Here is a 14339-nt window from a genome sequence, read left to right on the forward strand (position 1 = left end):
CGCCAACCTCGCGACAGCGTGGTATCGACGGCGACGCGCAGCCATAATGCAAAACCCGATGTCCGGCACCTGCATGGCTGACCATGATTTCTAGCACCGTCCCCCGCCGCCCCCGCTGGCGTAGTCTTGCGTTACTGGCTCTGTGCCTGACGCCGTTGCTGTGGCCGTTGCAACACCTGGCCGAGCACTATTACCGCAGCGAGCTGGTTAGCCAAAACCGCCAGACCCTGGACCTTTACGTCGCCAACCTGCTCGGCACCCTGCACCGTTACGAGACCCTGCCGCAGATTCTCAATGACCTGCCGGTGCTGCGCGACACCCTGCTGATGCCGCAAAGCCTGAGCAACGTCGATAAGGCCAACCACCTGTTGCGTGATATCGCCCAGCAGACCGGCGCAGATGTCATGTACCTGATGAATACCAATGGCCGCACTCTGGCCGCGTCCAACTGGGATCAGCGCGATAGCTTTGTCGGACGCAACTTCGCTTTCCGTCCGTATTTCAACGAAGCCATGGCGGGCAAGTTGGGCCGTTTCTTCGGTCTGGGCACTACCTCGGCCAAGCGTGGCTATTTCTTCGCCGGGGCCGTGCATGATGGCGATCAGGTCATTGGCGTACTGGTAATCAAGGTCGATCTGGACCACACCGAAACCCTGTGGGGCAAGACGCCGGAACAGCTGTTGCTGACTGACCAGAACGGCGTGGTGATTCTGACCTCGCGCCCGGACTGGCGCTTCCGGGCTACACGCCCGCTGACCAATGCCGAGAAGCAATCGATTGTTTCGGTGCAGACGTATCCAACCAACGATCCCCTGCCCCTGCGCCTGGACGAACAGGCCTGGCTGACCCAGACCCAGCAGATCGACGAAATCGGCTGGAGCGTAAATATTCTCGCGCCCCGCGCCCTGATCGACCGCCCGGTACGCACCGTCGTCGCAGTCGGCGCGGCGGCCTTGCTGGTGTTGATCTCGCTGCTGGGCATCATGATGCAGCGCCGCCGCCACTATCTGGACCGCATCGCCTTCGAAGCCAAGGCCCGGCGCGAGCTGGAGATGCGTGTGATCGAACGCACCAGCGACCTCGAAGGCCTCAACAGCCGCCTGCGCCAGGAAGTACTGGAGCGCGAGCAGGCCCAGCAGGAACTGGTCCGCGCTCAGGACGAACTGGTTCAGGCCGGCAAGCTGTCGGCGCTGGGCACCATGTCGGCGAGCATCAGCCATGAACTCAATCAGCCACTGGCGGCGATTCGCAGTTATGCGGAAAACGCCGAGGTGCTGCTGGACCACCAACGGACCGACGACGCTCGTGGCAACCTCAAACTGATCAGCGAATTGACCGGGCGCATGGCTTCGATCATTGCCCATTTGCGCGCCTTCGCCCGCCGCGACCGTCATGCCCCGGAAAGCGTCGCCCTGCAACCGGCCCTGGACGACGCCCTGGCATTGCTGGCCAAGCGCCGACGGGCCATGGACGTGGAACTGATCCGCGACCTGCCCGCTGCGACCCTATGGGTACAGGCCGGGGAAACCCGTCTGCGCCAGGTGCTTGGCAACCTACTGGCCAACGCCCTCGACGCCCTGACCGAGAAAGGCCCGCCGCGCAAACTCTGGCTCAGTGCCGAAACCAGTGCCGAAGGCGTCAACCTGTACATTCGCGATAACGGCCCAGGATTTTCCCCTGAAGCGTTAGCCCGGGCCCGCGAGCCGTTTTTCACCACCAAGACCCGCACTCAGGGTCTGGGGCTGGGCCTGGCCATCTGCGATACGCTGATGCGCGCCCTGGGCGGCGAATTGCTGTTCGCCAACCACCCTGATGGCGGCGCCCTGCTGACCCTGCGTCTGCGAGCCGGCGCCTCCGGAGTCAACCTGCAACCGCCAGAGGATCTTTCCGCATGAGCACGGACACCGCCATCGACAGCCGGACCCAGGTGTTGCTGATCGACGACGACCCCCATCTGCGCCAGGCCCTGAGCCAGACGCTGGACCTGGCCGGGCTCAAAGTCATGTCACTGGCCGAAGCCCAGGGCGTGGCGGCGCGCATCGAGCGTGACTGGCCGGGCGTGGTCGTCAGCGATATCCGTATGCCAGGCATCGATGGCCTGGAGTTGCTCAACCAGCTGCATGAACAAGACCCGGAGCTGCCGGTGCTGCTGATCACCGGTCACGGCGACGTACCCCTGGCCGTGCAGGCCATGCGCGCCGGGGCCTACGATTTTCTGGAAAAACCCTTCGCCAGCGATGCCCTGCTCGACAGTGTGCGCCGCGCCCTGGCCCTGCGCCGACTGGTTCTGGATAACCGCAGCCTGCGCCTGGCCTTGAGTGATCGTCAGCAACTGAGCACTCGCCTGGTCGGTCAATCGGCGCCGATGCTGCGCCTGCGCGAACAGATCGGTGCCTTGGCCGGGACTCGTGCCGACGTGCTGATCCTCGGCGAAACCGGTGCCGGTAAAGAAGTGGTGGCCCGGGCGCTGCATGACCTGTCGAGCCGCCGCAACGGCCCGTTCGTGGCGATCAACGCCGGGGCTTTGGCCGAGTCGGTGGTGGAAAGCGAGCTGTTCGGTCACGAACCGGGGGCGTTTACCGGGGCGCAGAAACGCCGCATCGGCAAGTTCGAATTCGCCAATGGCGGCACGCTGTTCCTCGATGAAATCGAAAGCATGAGCATGGACGTGCAGGTCAAACTGCTGCGGCTCTTGCAGGAACGCGTGGTCGAGCGCCTGGGTGGAAATCAACAGATACCTCTGGATATCCGCGTGATCGCTGCGACCAAGGAAGATTTGCGTCAGGCGGCGGATCAAGGCCGTTTTCGTGCCGACCTGTATTACCGCCTCAACGTCGCGCCGCTGCGCATCCCGCCCTTGCGCGAGCGCGGCGAAGACGCCTTGATGCTGTTTCAGCACTTCGCCGACGCCGCCGCCCTGCGCCATGGCCTGGGCAAGCACGAATTGCAGCCGGGCCAGCGCGCCCTGCTATTGCGGCATAACTGGCCGGGCAACGTACGCGAACTGCAAAACGCTGCCGAACGCTTTGCCCTTGGCCTGGAATTGGAGCTGGAAGGCAAGGAAGTGTCTGCCAATGCCAACGGCGGCTTGAGCGAACAGGTGGAAAATTTCGAACGCGCCCTGATCGCCGCCGAACTGACCCGCTCCCACAGCTCAATGCGCAGCCTCGCCGAAGCCCTGGGCCTGCCACGCAAGACCTTGCACGACAAGTTGCGCAAACATGGGCTGAATTTCGCCGATAGTGCCAGCAATCAGGATGATCATGAATGATCGTGGGAGCCGCCTTGGTGGCGATCGAGTGCGAAGCGCTCGCAGGATTTTCAGCGACTGAACCGACGTCTCGCCACCAAGGCGGCTCCCACATTAATTTCGCGTTGGATTGACCATTGATGAACATGTACAAACCCACGGACATGGCCCGCGACCTCGAACAGGTCCTGCACCACGACATCCCCCTGACCCGCGACATGGATCTCAAGGTCCTGAGCTGGAAAAACGGGCAACTGCGCCTGCATCTGCCCCTGGCACCGAACATCAATCACAAGAGCACGCTATTCGGCGGCAGCCTTTATTGCGGCGCGGTGCTGGCAGGTTGGGGCTGGTTGCATGTGCGCCTGCGCGAGGCGGGGATCGAGGACGGGCATATCGTCATTCAGGATGGCCAGATCAGCTATCCGCTGCCGGTCAAGAGCGATGCTGTGGCCATCTGCGACGCGCCGGATGCGGCACTCTGGGACAAATTCATCACCACCTACCAACGCCGCGGCCGCGCGCGGCTGGCGCTGCATACGCGGATTGTCGCCGAGGGCAGTGAGGCGGACGCGGTGCGGTTTGTCGGGCAGTTTGTATTGCATCGCTAAAGAAGCTGAAGCTCCGTCGCCCTGGAAATACAGGACAAATGTGGGACCGGCTTTAGCCGGGAAGACGCCTTCCCGGCTAAAGCCGGTCCCACAGAATCATGCCAATTCGAGGGTTTTATCAGGCCCGCGCCAACGCCAGCATCTGCTCGCGCCACTGCGCCTTGGCCGGCAATGCCAGGAAGAACGGGTTAAGCAGCGACTCCCTGGGCGGATAGGTAAACACCTCACCCGACAACTCCAGCACCTCACCCCCAGCCCCTTCCAGTACGCCTTGGGCGGCGGCGGTGTCCCATTGCGAAGTTGGCGCCAGGCGCGGGTAGAAATCGGCGGCGCCTTCGGCCAGCAGGCAGAACTTCAGCGAACTGCCGATATTGGCCAGTTCCAGGCTACCCATCGCCTCTTTCAGGCCACCGAGCAGACGCTCCTGCTCCGGGCTGCTGTGGCGGCGGCTGGCAACCACGGTGAAGGCTTCGGCCGGGGCATTGCGCACGCTGATCGGCGCCAAATGATTTTCGTCGTCACTGCGCCAGGCACCCAGACCGTCACCACCGAAATAGGCGCGGTTGTTGGTCGGCATCGACACCACACCGAACACCACGCGACCGTTTTCGATCAGGGCGACATTGACGGTGAATTCTTCGCTGCCGTTGATAAATTCCTTGGTGCCATCCAGCGGGTCGACCAGCCACCAGCGCTGCCATTGCGCCCGCTCACTGACAGGGATATCGGCGTCCTCTTCGGACAACACGTGGATGTCCGGCGCCAGGGCCAGCAGACCATCGACCAATACGTGATGGGCCGCCAGATCGGCAGCAGTGACCGGGGAATCGTCGCTTTTGGTATTCACCGCGACATTGGCCCGCCAGAACGGCAAGATCGCCTCACCGGCCTGGCGCGCCAGCTTGATCACCGGCGCCAGCAAGGGATGAGGCAGTTGGGCAAAAACGTCGGTCATGGCAGGAACACTCCGCGTTGGGTCAGCAGGTCACGGGCCAGATACAGCGCCGCCAGGGCACGGCCTTCGCTGAACTGCGGATGCTGGACCAGGCTCGACAGCTCGCGAAGGTTGATCTTGTCCACGCGCATCGGCTCGGGCTCATCGCCCGGCAGACTCTCTTCGTAAAGATCAGTGGCCAGCACCACCTGAATTTTCTGGCTCATGTAGCCGGGCGACAGGGACAGCTCAGTCAGATGTTCCAATTGATGCGCGCCAAAACCGGCCTCTTCCTTGAGTTCGCGGTTGGCGGCAGCCAGCACGTCTTCGCCCGGCTCGATCAGGCCCTTGGGCAGGGACAATTCATACTCATCGGTGCCGCCGCAATATTCTTCGACCAGCACGGCATGCTCAGCGTCAAGCATGGCGACGATCATCACCGCGCCATAACCGGTGCCACGTCCCACCAGCCGCTCATAGGTCCGTTCGACCCCGTTGGAAAAACGCAGCTGCAACTCTTCGACCGTGAACAGGCGACTGCTGGCGACGATTTCGCGGGCGAGGACGGTGGGTTTCTGGCGCATGGCAAGCTCCTTGGCGTAAGCGGGGTACTATACCGTGGCTTTTCCGATTGTTTGTGTCGCAAATGCCTATGATTTGACCAAAGAGACTTACCAATGCCTTCCCTGCCCTGGCGTGATATCGACACCGTCCTGCTCGACATGGACGGCACCCTGCTCGATCTGCATTACGACGACCACTTCTGGCTGCAACACCTGCCCCAGCGTTATGCCGAGCGCCATGGCATCAGCGCGGCCCTGGCCCTGGAAGAAATCCGCCCGATCTTCGAGAAGAATGCTGGCACCCTGAATTGGTACTGCCTGGACTTCTGGACCGCCGAGCTGAACCTGCCGTTGCGCGAGCTCAAGCGCGAAACCGCGCACCTGATCGCCCTGCGCCCGGATGCCGAGACCTTTCTGGCGGCGATCCAGAAGGCGGGCAAGCGGGTGATCATGATCACCAACGCCCATCGCGACTCGCTGTCCCTGAAGATGGAACGCATGCAACTGGCGCCCTATTTCGAGCGCCTGATCAGCTCCCATGACTACGGCTTCCCCAAGGAAAATGCGCAGTTCTGGGACGCCCTGCAGGCCGATATCGGTTTCGATGTGGCACGCAGCCTGTTTATCGACGACACCCTGCCGATCCTGCGTAGCGCGCGCCGCTTTGGTATTGCACACTTGTTGGCCGTGAAAGAACCCAATAGCCAGAAAGGTCCGAAGAACACCGAGGAGTTTGCAGCAGTGGGGGATTATAGGGAGTTGCTGGAAGGGTTGTAATCGAACGCGATTTCGTTGGAGCGAGGCTTGCCCGCGAAGAGGTCGGCACGGATTATCAGGAATACCGCGTCAAACCTTTCGCGGGCAAGCCTCGCTCCAACGAACCTTATTGATATCTCTTAACTATTCCGGAATCCGCAACACCTGCCCTGGATAGATCTTGTCGGGATGGGACAATAGCGGTTTGTTGGCCTCGAATATCTTGGTGTACTTGCCGGGGTCGCCGTACTCGGCCTTGGCAATGGAACTGAGCGTATCGCCCGCCTTCACCGTCACAAAACGTGCTTGCGAAGTCTGCGGGGCCGCGGCATGCAGGGTCATGCGATCCTCAACATTTTTGATACCCTGAATATTGCCCAAGGCCAGCAGGATCTTTTCTTTCTCTTCCTGACTTACCACTTCCCCACTGGCAATAACCTTGTCACCCTCCAGGGATAATTGAACATTCGGACTGCCCAACCCGACATCGGCGATATGTTTTTTCAGGGTTTCCTCGGCTTTAGCATGCCCGGGTGTCAGCAGGTCGATCAGCTTTTCGCCTGCCTGCCTCTTTAACGAAGCTGAACAGGCTCATGACCGTTCTCCTTCCTTTGTTATCGTAACTGCTGTCCTTATCAATCTTAGTTCGAGCCAGATAGTTAACCCAGTGTTCCGACCAGCGTCGCATCAACATAGATGCGCATCAGCGCGTAGAATCTGGCGCCTGCCTTGCGTCCCGGAGTGAAGATGGACATCAAACAACTCAAATTCCTGATCGCCCTCGATGAAACCCGCCACTTCGGTCAGGCCGCCGCGCGCTGCAATATCACCCAGCCGACCCTGTCCATGCGCCTGCGCAATCTGGAAGAAGAGCTGGACTTGCCCCTGGTCAACCGCGGCCAGCGCTTCGAGGGCTTTACTGCCCCCGGCGAACGGGTGCTGGCCTGGGCCCGGACCGTACTGGCCGCCTACGATGGCTTGCAGGCCGAAGCCGCCGCTTGTCGCGGCAATCTGGTCGGGACCCTGCGCCTGGGCGTGGTGCCGCTGTCGAGTTTTGACCCACTGCCGCTGCTGCGCCGCTTGCACGAGATCCACCCGGAGCTGAATTTCGAGCTGTCGTCTCTCAGTTCCGAACAGATTCTCGAACAACTGGCGAGCAATCGCATCGACCTGGGCGTGTCCTATCTCGAACGCCTCGACACCGAGCGTTTCGACTCGCTGGAACTGGCCGAGACCCGCATGGGCCTGCTCTACGATCAGCGCCATTTCAACTTCGATGAGCCAGCCCTGGGTTGGGCGCAGTTGATTGAAATGCCCCTTGGCCTGCTCACCAGCGGCATGCACTTTCGCCAATCCATCGATTACAACTTCCACAGCCGCGGCCTTCACCCTCGCCCGCTGTTGCAGACCGATGCCGTGCATCAGTTATTACAGGCGGTTCATGGCGGCCTGTGTTGCGCCATCATGCCCCTGGACGGCGGCCTGGAAACCCTTACCGAACACCTGCGCCTGCATCCCATCGAAGATGCCCGAACCCTCGCCGGGCTGGGCCTGATCATGCGTCGCAGCGCACCGCGTTCGGCACTGGCCGAGGCGTGCTTCGCCCTTTACCAAAAACTGCGCGAAGAACATTGATCGACGTCATCTATCGGTGCATCAGAACCACCGATTAGACGCCATCCGACAAGAGGCATAGGCTGTTAGCTATCACTCTGCCGGTACTTAACCATGCACGCCAAGCGCACGGTCAGCACGGCGCCCGCACAGTATTCGCCTGCGCCTGCCGCCAGCCAGTCCTACAGTTACTCGAATCTTACGGTCGATGATTCGGCGCAGACTGCGCTCGCCGAAGAAGTCGCTTTGGCCATTGCCTACAACGGCATCAGCCAGGCGGTCATGCTGGTGACCCCGACCGACCTCGAAGACTTCATCGTCGGTTTCAGCCTGGGCAGCGGCATCATTGCCTCGCCCGATGAAATCTACGACCTCAAGCTCAGCGGCTGTGGCTCGGCGCAACATGCCGAAGTGGAAATCGCCAGCCGCGCGTTCTGGAACCTCAAGCAACAGCGCCGCCAGTTGGCCGGCACCAGCGGTTGCGGCCTGTGCGGCGTGGAAGCGGTCGAGCAAGCTTTACCTGAACTGAATGTATTGCCCGGCGCACCGCTGCCGCCTGCGCAATGGCTGGAAGGCCTGCGTCAGCGCATCGGCGAGTTCCAGCCCCTGGGCCGTTATTGCGGCGCGGTACATGCCGCCGTGTTTATGGACGCCAAGGGCCAATTGCTGCTCGGTCGCGAAGATATCGGCCGGCACAACGCCCTCGACAAGCTGATCGGCGGCCTGATCCGTCAGGACATTCCCCTGGCAGGCGGCACGGCCATTGTCACCAGTCGGTGCAGCCTTGAGCTGATCCAGAAAGTCCTGCGCGCCGGCATCCAGACCCTGGTCAGCCTGTCCGCCCCCACCGGCCTGGCCCTGCAATGGGCGCGTCGGCACAACCTCAATTTAATTCACCTGCCGCAACACAGTGCGCCGCGGGTCTATAGCCCTGCGATGGAGAGTCAAGCGTGAGCATGCACAATCAAGCCGACAAGACCCCTACCCCACGTTACAAGCCGTACAAAGGTGCGGCTGGCGGTTGGGGCGCACTGATCAGCGTGACCCAGGCCTGGCTGACCAGCGACAACGCGCTGAAAAACCTGCGCATGATGCTCAAGACCAACCAGAACGGCGGCTTCGACTGCCCCGGTTGCGCCTGGGGCGACTCGCCGGAAAGCGGCATGGTCAAGTTCTGCGAGAACGGCGCCAAGGCGGTGAACTGGGAAGCGACCAAACGCCTGGTCGGCCCGTCGTTCTTCGAGCGCTACAGCGTCAGTGCCCTGCTTGAGCAAAGCGATTACTGGCTCGAATATCAGGGCCGCCTGACCGAGCCGATGGTCTACGATGCCGAGACTGATCGCTACAAGCCGATCAGTTGGGACGGCGCCTTCGCCCTGATCGCCAAGCACCTGAACAACCTGCCAAGTCCGAATATGGCCGAGTTCTACACCTCGGGCCGGGCCAGCAACGAAGCCGCCTACCTGTACCAGCTATTCGTGCGCGCCTACGGCACCAACAACTTCCCTGACTGCTCGAACATGTGTCACGAAGCCAGCGGCGTGGGCCTGTCGCAAAGTGTCGGCGTCGGCAAAGGCACTGTGACCTTCGACGACTTCGAACATGCCGACGCGATCTTCGTCCTCGGCCAGAACCCCGGCACCAACCACCCGCGCATGCTTGAACCGCTGCGCGAAGCGGTGAAGCGCGGCGCGCAAGTGGTTTGCGTCAACCCGCTCAAAGAGCGCGGCCTGGAACGCTTCCAGCACCCGCAACATCCGCTGGAAATGCTCACCAACGGCTCGGAACCGACCAACACCGCGTATTTCCGTCCGGCCCTGGGTGGTGACATGGCGTTGCTGCGCGGCATGGCCAAGTTCCTTCTGCAATGGGAGCGCGAAGCCCAGCAGGCCAACGCCCCTTCGGTGTTCGACCACGCGTTCCTCAACGAACACACCCATGGCGTGCTGGACTATCTGGCCGCCATCGACGACACCTCGTGGGAGTCCATCGTCGAGCAGTCCGGCCTGACGCTGCAGGATATCGAGCTGTCGGCGCGGATGTACCTCAAAGGCAAGAACGTGATCATGTGCTGGGCGATGGGCATTACCCAGCATCGCCACTCGGTGCCGACCATTCAGGAAATCACCAACCTGATGCTGCTGCGCGGCAACATTGGCCGCCCGGGCGCAGGTCTGTGCCCGGTGCGCGGCCACAGTAACGTGCAGGGCGACCGCACTATGGGCATCAACGAACGCCCTCCGGTGTTCTTCCTTGATGCTTTGGAAAAGCGCTTCCAGTTCAAGGTCCCTCGCGAAAACGGCCATAACGTGGTCGAGGCGATTCATGCCATGGCCGAAGGCCGCGCCAAGGTGTTCATCGGCCTGGGCGGCAACTTCTCCCAGGCGACGCCGGACAGCGCCCGCACTGTGGCAGCCCTGCGCAACTGCGACCTGACCGTGCAGATCAGCACCAAGCTCAACCGCAGCCACCTGACCCACGGTAAAGACGCACTGATCCTGCCGTGCTTTGGCCGTACCGACATCGATATCCAGGCAAACGGCCCGCAAGCCGTGACCGTGGAAGACTCGTTCAGCATGGTCCACGCCTCCAACGGCCAGTTGAAGCCGCAGTCGACTCAGATGCGCTCGGAACCGGCCATTCTTGCCGGTATCGCCAACGCGACCCTGGGCAAGCAACCGGTGGACTGGCTGTGGCTGGTGGAAGATTACAGCCGCATCCGCGACCTGATCGCCGACACCATCCCAGGCTTCAAGGACTTCAACGAGCGGGTCAAGAATCCCGGCGGCTTCTACTTGGGTAACGCCGCCGGCGAGCGCCGCTGGAACACCGCCACCACCCGCGCCAACTTCAAGGCCAATGCCCTGCCGCTGGACCTGATCCACGAGAGCGTTCGTTCGACCGGGCAGATCCCGGACCTGATCATGCAGTCCATGCGCTCACACGATCAGTACAACACCACTATTTATGGCCTGGACGACCGCTATCGCGGAGTCAAGGGCCAGCGTGACGTACTGTTCGTCAACGAAGCGGACATCGTGCGCCTGGGCTTCCAACCGGGTCAGAAGGTCGATATCAGTTCTATCTGGGGCGATGAGCATGTGCGTCGGGTCAAAGGTTTCACCCTGCTGCCATTCGATATTCCGGCCGGCCAGGCTGCGGCCTACTACCCGGAAGTGAACCCGCTGGTGCCGCTGGAGAGCGTCGGCGCGGGCAGCAGCACACCGACCTCGAAGTTCGTGGCGATCAAACTGGAACGGGCGAGCGAGTCGGCGCGGATTATCTAACGCCTGGATTCGTTCTTAACGAATAACTACCGCCCTGTGGGAGCGAGGCTCGCCCGCGAATGCCTTAATACGGTGAGCCTGGCGTACCGAGTCGTTCAGTTCGCGGGCAAGCCTCGCTCCTACAGGTCGGAGCTTGGCCCGGGACAGAGCAATGCAGCAGACACAAAAAAGGCCCGTTTCCTGTGAAACGGGCCTTTTTTGCAAGTAGTTTAAGACCACTCAAAACCAACTAAGTTTCAGAGTAAAAACAACAAGTTAGTTATTTGTGTGTCAGTCGTGTTACTCGTCGGAAACGAGTTGAGAGATTGTTAGTTGCGCCTCAGGATCGCGCCGTCATCCCTATGAGATTCACTACATGAAGTATTCCTCGATTCTGCTGTTGTCTCTTACTTTGGCCAGTGGTTTCGCCTCGGCTGGCGGAACTACGGAGGCTGGTGTAGGCGGAGCATTGGGTGGGGTACTCGGCTCGGTGGTCGGCCAACAATTGGGCGGCAGTACCGGTTCGGCCATTGGTGCAGGCCTGGGTGGTGCAGCAGGCGGCGCGGTGGGCGCTGACCGGCGCAACCGTACCGAAGCCGCTATTGGCGGCGGCCTGGGCGCTGCAGGCGGCAACGTGATCGGACGCAGTGTCGGTGGTAATACCGGCAGCCTGATCGGCGCAGCCGCAGGCGGTGGTGCCGGTGGCGCGCTGGGCAATTACATGGGTAACGAAAGCCGCGACGACGGCCGCAATGACCGTCGCTACCGGGGTCGCGATGACCACCGCGACTACCACGGCCGCCGCGGTCATGCTCGCGGCCACTACCGCCATCGCTAAGTCCTGAAGGGCTGGTTCAAATTCAGACCAGCAAAACCTGCATGGCCAGGCGCAACGCCTCAGGAATGGCTACCGGACGATTCGAAGCACGGTCGACAAAGACATGCACGAAACGTCCGGCGGCACAGGCTTCTTCCTCGCCAACTTTAAATACCGCCAACTCGTACTGCACCGAACTGTTGCCCAACTTGCTCACGCGCAGGCCAACCTCGATCATTTCCGGGTAGGCAATCGAGGCAAAGTAATCGCAGGAAGAACTGACGACAAAGCCGACAACCGCGCCATCATGGATATCCAGGCCGCCGCGCTCTATCAGGTAGGTGTTCACTGTACTGTCGAAAAAGCTGTAGTACGTGACGTTATTTACATGGCCGTAGATATCGTTGTCATGCCAGCGCGTGGTAATGGGCTGGAAGTGTCGGTAGTCACTGCGTTGCGGGGTTTGCTCGGGCATGGACAGCCTCTTGTTCAGGGGGTCGGGCAAGATTTGTTTCGGGATCGACACGCAATACTAGCAAACAGCTATAAAGGCGGTTTACCCTTCGCCGCACGGACTATTGTCACGCCCAAAGAGACCAGCGAAACGGAATGGATTCCCAGAACCAGCAAGCCGACGACGGCATCATTCGCATCCAGCGACTGACCCCGGACCAGTTCGACGTAGTGCTGGGCCCTGCCAGCAAGCGCAAGCCTGCTGCAGCCCGCAGACGCCCGCCCTATGAACTCTATGCCATCATCCTGGGGATCGCGATCGTCAGCGCTTTGCTGGTCGCTCAATTATTGCCACGCCGTCCTGCGCCGACTCCCGCTATCGACCAAGTTGTTGCCGCGCCTGTTACGGATACCCAGCCAGAGCCCCAGCTCACGCCTGTCGCGCCCGTTGCTGCTGCGGTTGCACCTGTCAGAACGCCGCAACCCTCTGCTGCCAATCCTATTCAGCTGGAGCCTTACGACGGTCCCAATGTCGTCACTCGTCCGCAGCCCGTCGAGGTGCAACCGTTGGATAATTGCCTGAAAGACGGCAATGTCATTGACGAGAACGTGCTGAACTGCCGCTTTGGCCAATTGCCGCGCCCGGAGCGCAAGCCGGTGGCTCAAGGCATGGTCTCTTCCAGCTATATGGCCGAGTTAAAGGCTGAAAAGGCCCGCAACAAGCCAGCGCGCTCCACATCTGCGGCGGAATATACGACCATCGCTATTCGCGAATGGGACGGCCGCAATCGCTACGAGGCGAAATGGCGCAGCATCGATAACCACGTCGACAACGCCAGCGTCTGCGCCAACTTCCCCGCCGAATCCGTCGAACGACGCGAGTGCCGCAAGGCCGCCAAAGTGTTTTTCAAGGAAGCCTGCAACGACTGGGGCATACGCTTCAGACGCGACCGTGACGACGCCAGCAAGAGAATGGAGCAGCGTTATTGCGAGGCTATGGGAAGTTACGAACCCTAGGGTTGATCAACGCTAACGAGGGTATCTAACGCGTACGAACACCTCTGTTTGGTTGAATCGTTAGTTGTTCGAAAAAGTATCGATAAATCTACCCATTAATACTGGCCTTGCGCTTTTATTGGCCTTACCCTCCCTTGCTGACAACGCTTCGCATCAAGGATGAGCAATGAGCGCAAGGAATTATCGAGACCTGGAAAAACCGGGTAGCTACGAGCCCCTAGGCGTGGACGACGAGGACAGGCCGCAGCGCAACCGCCAGCGTCGTTCGGGTATCACCCGAGCAGTCTGTTGGGCCAGCCTGGTGTTGGCGCTGTGCATGGCCGCGGTTGTTTTCGCTGTCAGGGACTTACCGCCACTGGTAAAACCCGACGCTGTTGCTTTCCAGACCCCATACCCGGTTGTGGCCGATCCCGTTCCGCCGATCTACACCACCACTCACGCCCCGGCGACGCGCCCCTTGAGCGACTGCATCAAGCCCGGCAACCTCATCGATGAGGCTGTCGCGACGTGCCACTACGGCCAGTTTCCCAAGGCAACAACCCATACCAATGGAACGGGTCTGGTATCTGCGCAATATATGGCGCGACTCAAGACCGATCGCCCCGTCCCCCATCAGAATCGTACAGAGCTTGCCAGTGTAGAGCAGGCGACTATCTGGCAATGGGACGGCAAGCGCACGTACTTTGCCCAATGGTTGGTAGAAGCCAATCGCATTGATGACAGCAGTGTCTGCGGCAATTACCGACGCGGCTCAGTGGAGTATCGCGAGTGCCGCAAGGGTGCGAAGGTGTACTTCCGCGATCAGTGCCAGAGCTGGGGCAAGCGCTGGGACCAGAGCGCAGACGTTGGCAGCAAGGTCGCCCAAGAGCGTTTTTGCAGCGCAGCGAGCAACTTCAACCCAATAGGCTAAATCGCTGAAAATTTTTTCAAATCACCGAGAAAAAACCGAAAAAAGCCGATGCTTCGCGGTTTTAGTGATGCCCTTCGGGAATCGGCAAAAAGGGCGATTTTTAGAAATGTTGTTTTCTTACAACGTTTTGCCAAACGTTCGGCGATCA

At 60.8% G+C, this 14339-nt stretch carries 14 protein-coding genes; 10 read left to right on the plus strand and 4 right to left on the minus strand.

All coding sequences use genetic code 11. The features are described 5' to 3' along the window. Positions 1 to 83: 83 nt before the first annotated feature. The 3 genes from AC1Z24_RS30120 (at position 84) to AC1Z24_RS30130 (ending at position 3861) form a co-directional block, all read left to right on the plus strand. Entirely contained in the window at positions 84 to 1895 is a 1812-nt protein-coding gene (locus AC1Z24_RS30120; RefSeq protein WP_483743880.1) for a sensor histidine kinase, read from the plus strand. Next, positions 1892 to 3271 (plus strand): sigma-54-dependent transcriptional regulator, encoded by a 1380-nt coding sequence (locus AC1Z24_RS30125; protein ID WP_483743881.1) that lies wholly within the window; start codon positions 1892 to 1894, stop codon positions 3269 to 3271. Before AC1Z24_RS30120 ends, AC1Z24_RS30125 begins: the two co-directional genes overlap by 4 nt. Positions 3272 to 3390: 119 nt before the next feature. Continuing rightward, on the plus strand, positions 3391 to 3861 hold the full coding sequence (locus AC1Z24_RS30130; protein ID WP_483743882.1) for a thioesterase domain-containing protein: 471 nt from the start codon (positions 3391 to 3393) through the stop codon (positions 3859 to 3861). Positions 3862 to 3979: 118 nt separating this feature from the next. Here AC1Z24_RS30130 and cysQ read toward each other — a convergent pair whose 3' ends face one another. Further along, positions 3980 to 4816: a 3'(2'),5'-bisphosphate nucleotidase CysQ gene (gene cysQ / locus AC1Z24_RS30135; RefSeq protein ID WP_483743883.1), complete on the minus strand. Its 837-nt coding sequence runs from the start codon at positions 4814 to 4816 to the stop codon at positions 3980 to 3982. Continuing rightward, the gene (nudE, locus tag AC1Z24_RS30140; protein WP_483743884.1) at positions 4813 to 5379 is read right to left on the minus strand and encodes an ADP compounds hydrolase NudE; all 567 of its coding nucleotides are present in this window, start codon (positions 5377 to 5379) and stop codon (positions 4813 to 4815) included. The genes cysQ and nudE overlap by 4 nt, the downstream gene beginning before the upstream one ends. A 93-nt stretch (positions 5380 to 5472) precedes the next feature. Between nudE and yrfG the strand changes: the two genes are divergently transcribed. Beyond that, on the plus strand, positions 5473 to 6135 hold the full coding sequence (gene yrfG, locus AC1Z24_RS30145; protein WP_483743885.1) for a GMP/IMP nucleotidase: 663 nt from the start codon (positions 5473 to 5475) through the stop codon (positions 6133 to 6135). Positions 6136 to 6258: 123 nt separating this feature from the next. On the opposite strand, the gene lysM is transcribed toward yrfG, so the two are convergent. After that, a complete protein-coding gene (gene lysM / locus AC1Z24_RS30150; protein ID WP_483746746.1) occupies positions 6259 to 6666 on the minus strand; it encodes a peptidoglycan-binding protein LysM in 408 nt (135 codons plus the stop codon). Positions 6667 to 6861: 195 nt separating this feature from the next. On the opposite strand from lysM, the gene AC1Z24_RS30155 reads away from it, so the two are divergent. The 4 genes from AC1Z24_RS30155 to AC1Z24_RS30170 all read left to right on the plus strand — a co-directional run bounded on the left by AC1Z24_RS30155 (position 6862) and on the right by AC1Z24_RS30170 (position 11832). Further along, complete coding sequence (locus tag AC1Z24_RS30155) at positions 6862 to 7749, plus strand: LysR family transcriptional regulator (protein ID WP_259104025.1); 888 nt, start codon at positions 6862 to 6864, stop codon at positions 7747 to 7749. A gap of 93 nt (positions 7750 to 7842) precedes the next feature. Beyond that, positions 7843 to 8682, plus strand: coding sequence for a formate dehydrogenase accessory sulfurtransferase FdhD (gene fdhD / locus AC1Z24_RS30160; RefSeq protein WP_483743886.1), 840 nt, complete (start codon positions 7843 to 7845; stop codon positions 8680 to 8682). A 2-nt stretch (positions 8683 to 8684) separates the two neighbouring features. Then, a complete protein-coding gene (locus AC1Z24_RS30165) occupies positions 8685 to 11015 on the plus strand; it encodes an FdhF/YdeP family oxidoreductase (RefSeq protein ID WP_483746747.1) in 2331 nt (776 codons plus the stop codon). Between the two features lie 355 nt (positions 11016 to 11370). Continuing rightward, positions 11371 to 11832 (plus strand): YMGG-like glycine zipper-containing protein, encoded by a 462-nt coding sequence (locus AC1Z24_RS30170; protein ID WP_483743887.1) that lies wholly within the window; start codon positions 11371 to 11373, stop codon positions 11830 to 11832. 22 nt (positions 11833 to 11854) lie between these two features. On the opposite strand, the gene AC1Z24_RS30175 is transcribed toward AC1Z24_RS30170, so the two are convergent. After that, positions 11855 to 12286, minus strand: a complete 432-nt coding sequence (locus tag AC1Z24_RS30175) for an acyl-CoA thioesterase (RefSeq protein ID WP_483743888.1) — start codon at positions 12284 to 12286, stop codon at positions 11855 to 11857. Positions 12287 to 12420: 134 nt separating this feature from the next. On the opposite strand from AC1Z24_RS30175, the gene AC1Z24_RS30180 reads away from it, so the two are divergent. Then, a complete protein-coding gene (locus AC1Z24_RS30180) occupies positions 12421 to 13281 on the plus strand; it encodes a hypothetical protein (RefSeq protein ID WP_483743889.1) in 861 nt (286 codons plus the stop codon). A gap of 166 nt (positions 13282 to 13447) precedes the next feature. Continuing rightward, positions 13448 to 14191 carry a hypothetical protein gene (locus AC1Z24_RS30185; protein ID WP_483743890.1) on the plus strand — a complete coding sequence of 248 codons (744 nt, stop codon included), beginning with the start codon at positions 13448 to 13450 and terminating at the stop codon, positions 14189 to 14191. The last annotated feature ends 148 nt before the right edge of the window (positions 14192 to 14339 follow it).

Source organism: Pseudomonas sp. JL23 (genome assembly GCF_056933585.1).

Coding starts and splice junctions, on each gene's coding strand:
- AC1Z24_RS30125 (WP_483743881.1), top strand. CDS start 1,892: ATGAGCACGGACACCGCCATCGACAGCCGGACCCAGGTGTTGCTGATC.
- AC1Z24_RS30185 (WP_483743890.1), top strand. CDS start 13,448: ATGAGCGCAAGGAATTATCGAGACCTGGAAAAACCGGGTAGCTACGAG.
- AC1Z24_RS30130 (WP_483743882.1), top strand. CDS start 3,391: ATGAACATGTACAAACCCACGGACATGGCCCGCGACCTCGAACAGGTC.
- cysQ (WP_483743883.1), bottom strand. CDS start 4,816: ATGACCGACGTTTTTGCCCAACTGCCTCATCCCTTGCTGGCGCCGGTG.
- AC1Z24_RS30170 (WP_483743887.1), top strand. CDS start 11,371: ATGAAGTATTCCTCGATTCTGCTGTTGTCTCTTACTTTGGCCAGTGGT.
- AC1Z24_RS30175 (WP_483743888.1), bottom strand. CDS start 12,286: ATGCCCGAGCAAACCCCGCAACGCAGTGACTACCGACACTTCCAGCCC.
- AC1Z24_RS30120 (WP_483743880.1), top strand. CDS start 84: ATGATTTCTAGCACCGTCCCCCGCCGCCCCCGCTGGCGTAGTCTTGCG.
- yrfG (WP_483743885.1), top strand. CDS start 5,473: ATGCCTTCCCTGCCCTGGCGTGATATCGACACCGTCCTGCTCGACATG.
- AC1Z24_RS30155 (WP_259104025.1), top strand. CDS start 6,862: ATGGACATCAAACAACTCAAATTCCTGATCGCCCTCGATGAAACCCGC.
- nudE (WP_483743884.1), bottom strand. CDS start 5,379: ATGCGCCAGAAACCCACCGTCCTCGCCCGCGAAATCGTCGCCAGCAGT.
- fdhD (WP_483743886.1), top strand. CDS start 7,843: ATGCACGCCAAGCGCACGGTCAGCACGGCGCCCGCACAGTATTCGCCT.
- AC1Z24_RS30180 (WP_483743889.1), top strand. CDS start 12,421: ATGGATTCCCAGAACCAGCAAGCCGACGACGGCATCATTCGCATCCAG.
- AC1Z24_RS30165 (WP_483746747.1), top strand. CDS start 8,685: ATGCACAATCAAGCCGACAAGACCCCTACCCCACGTTACAAGCCGTAC.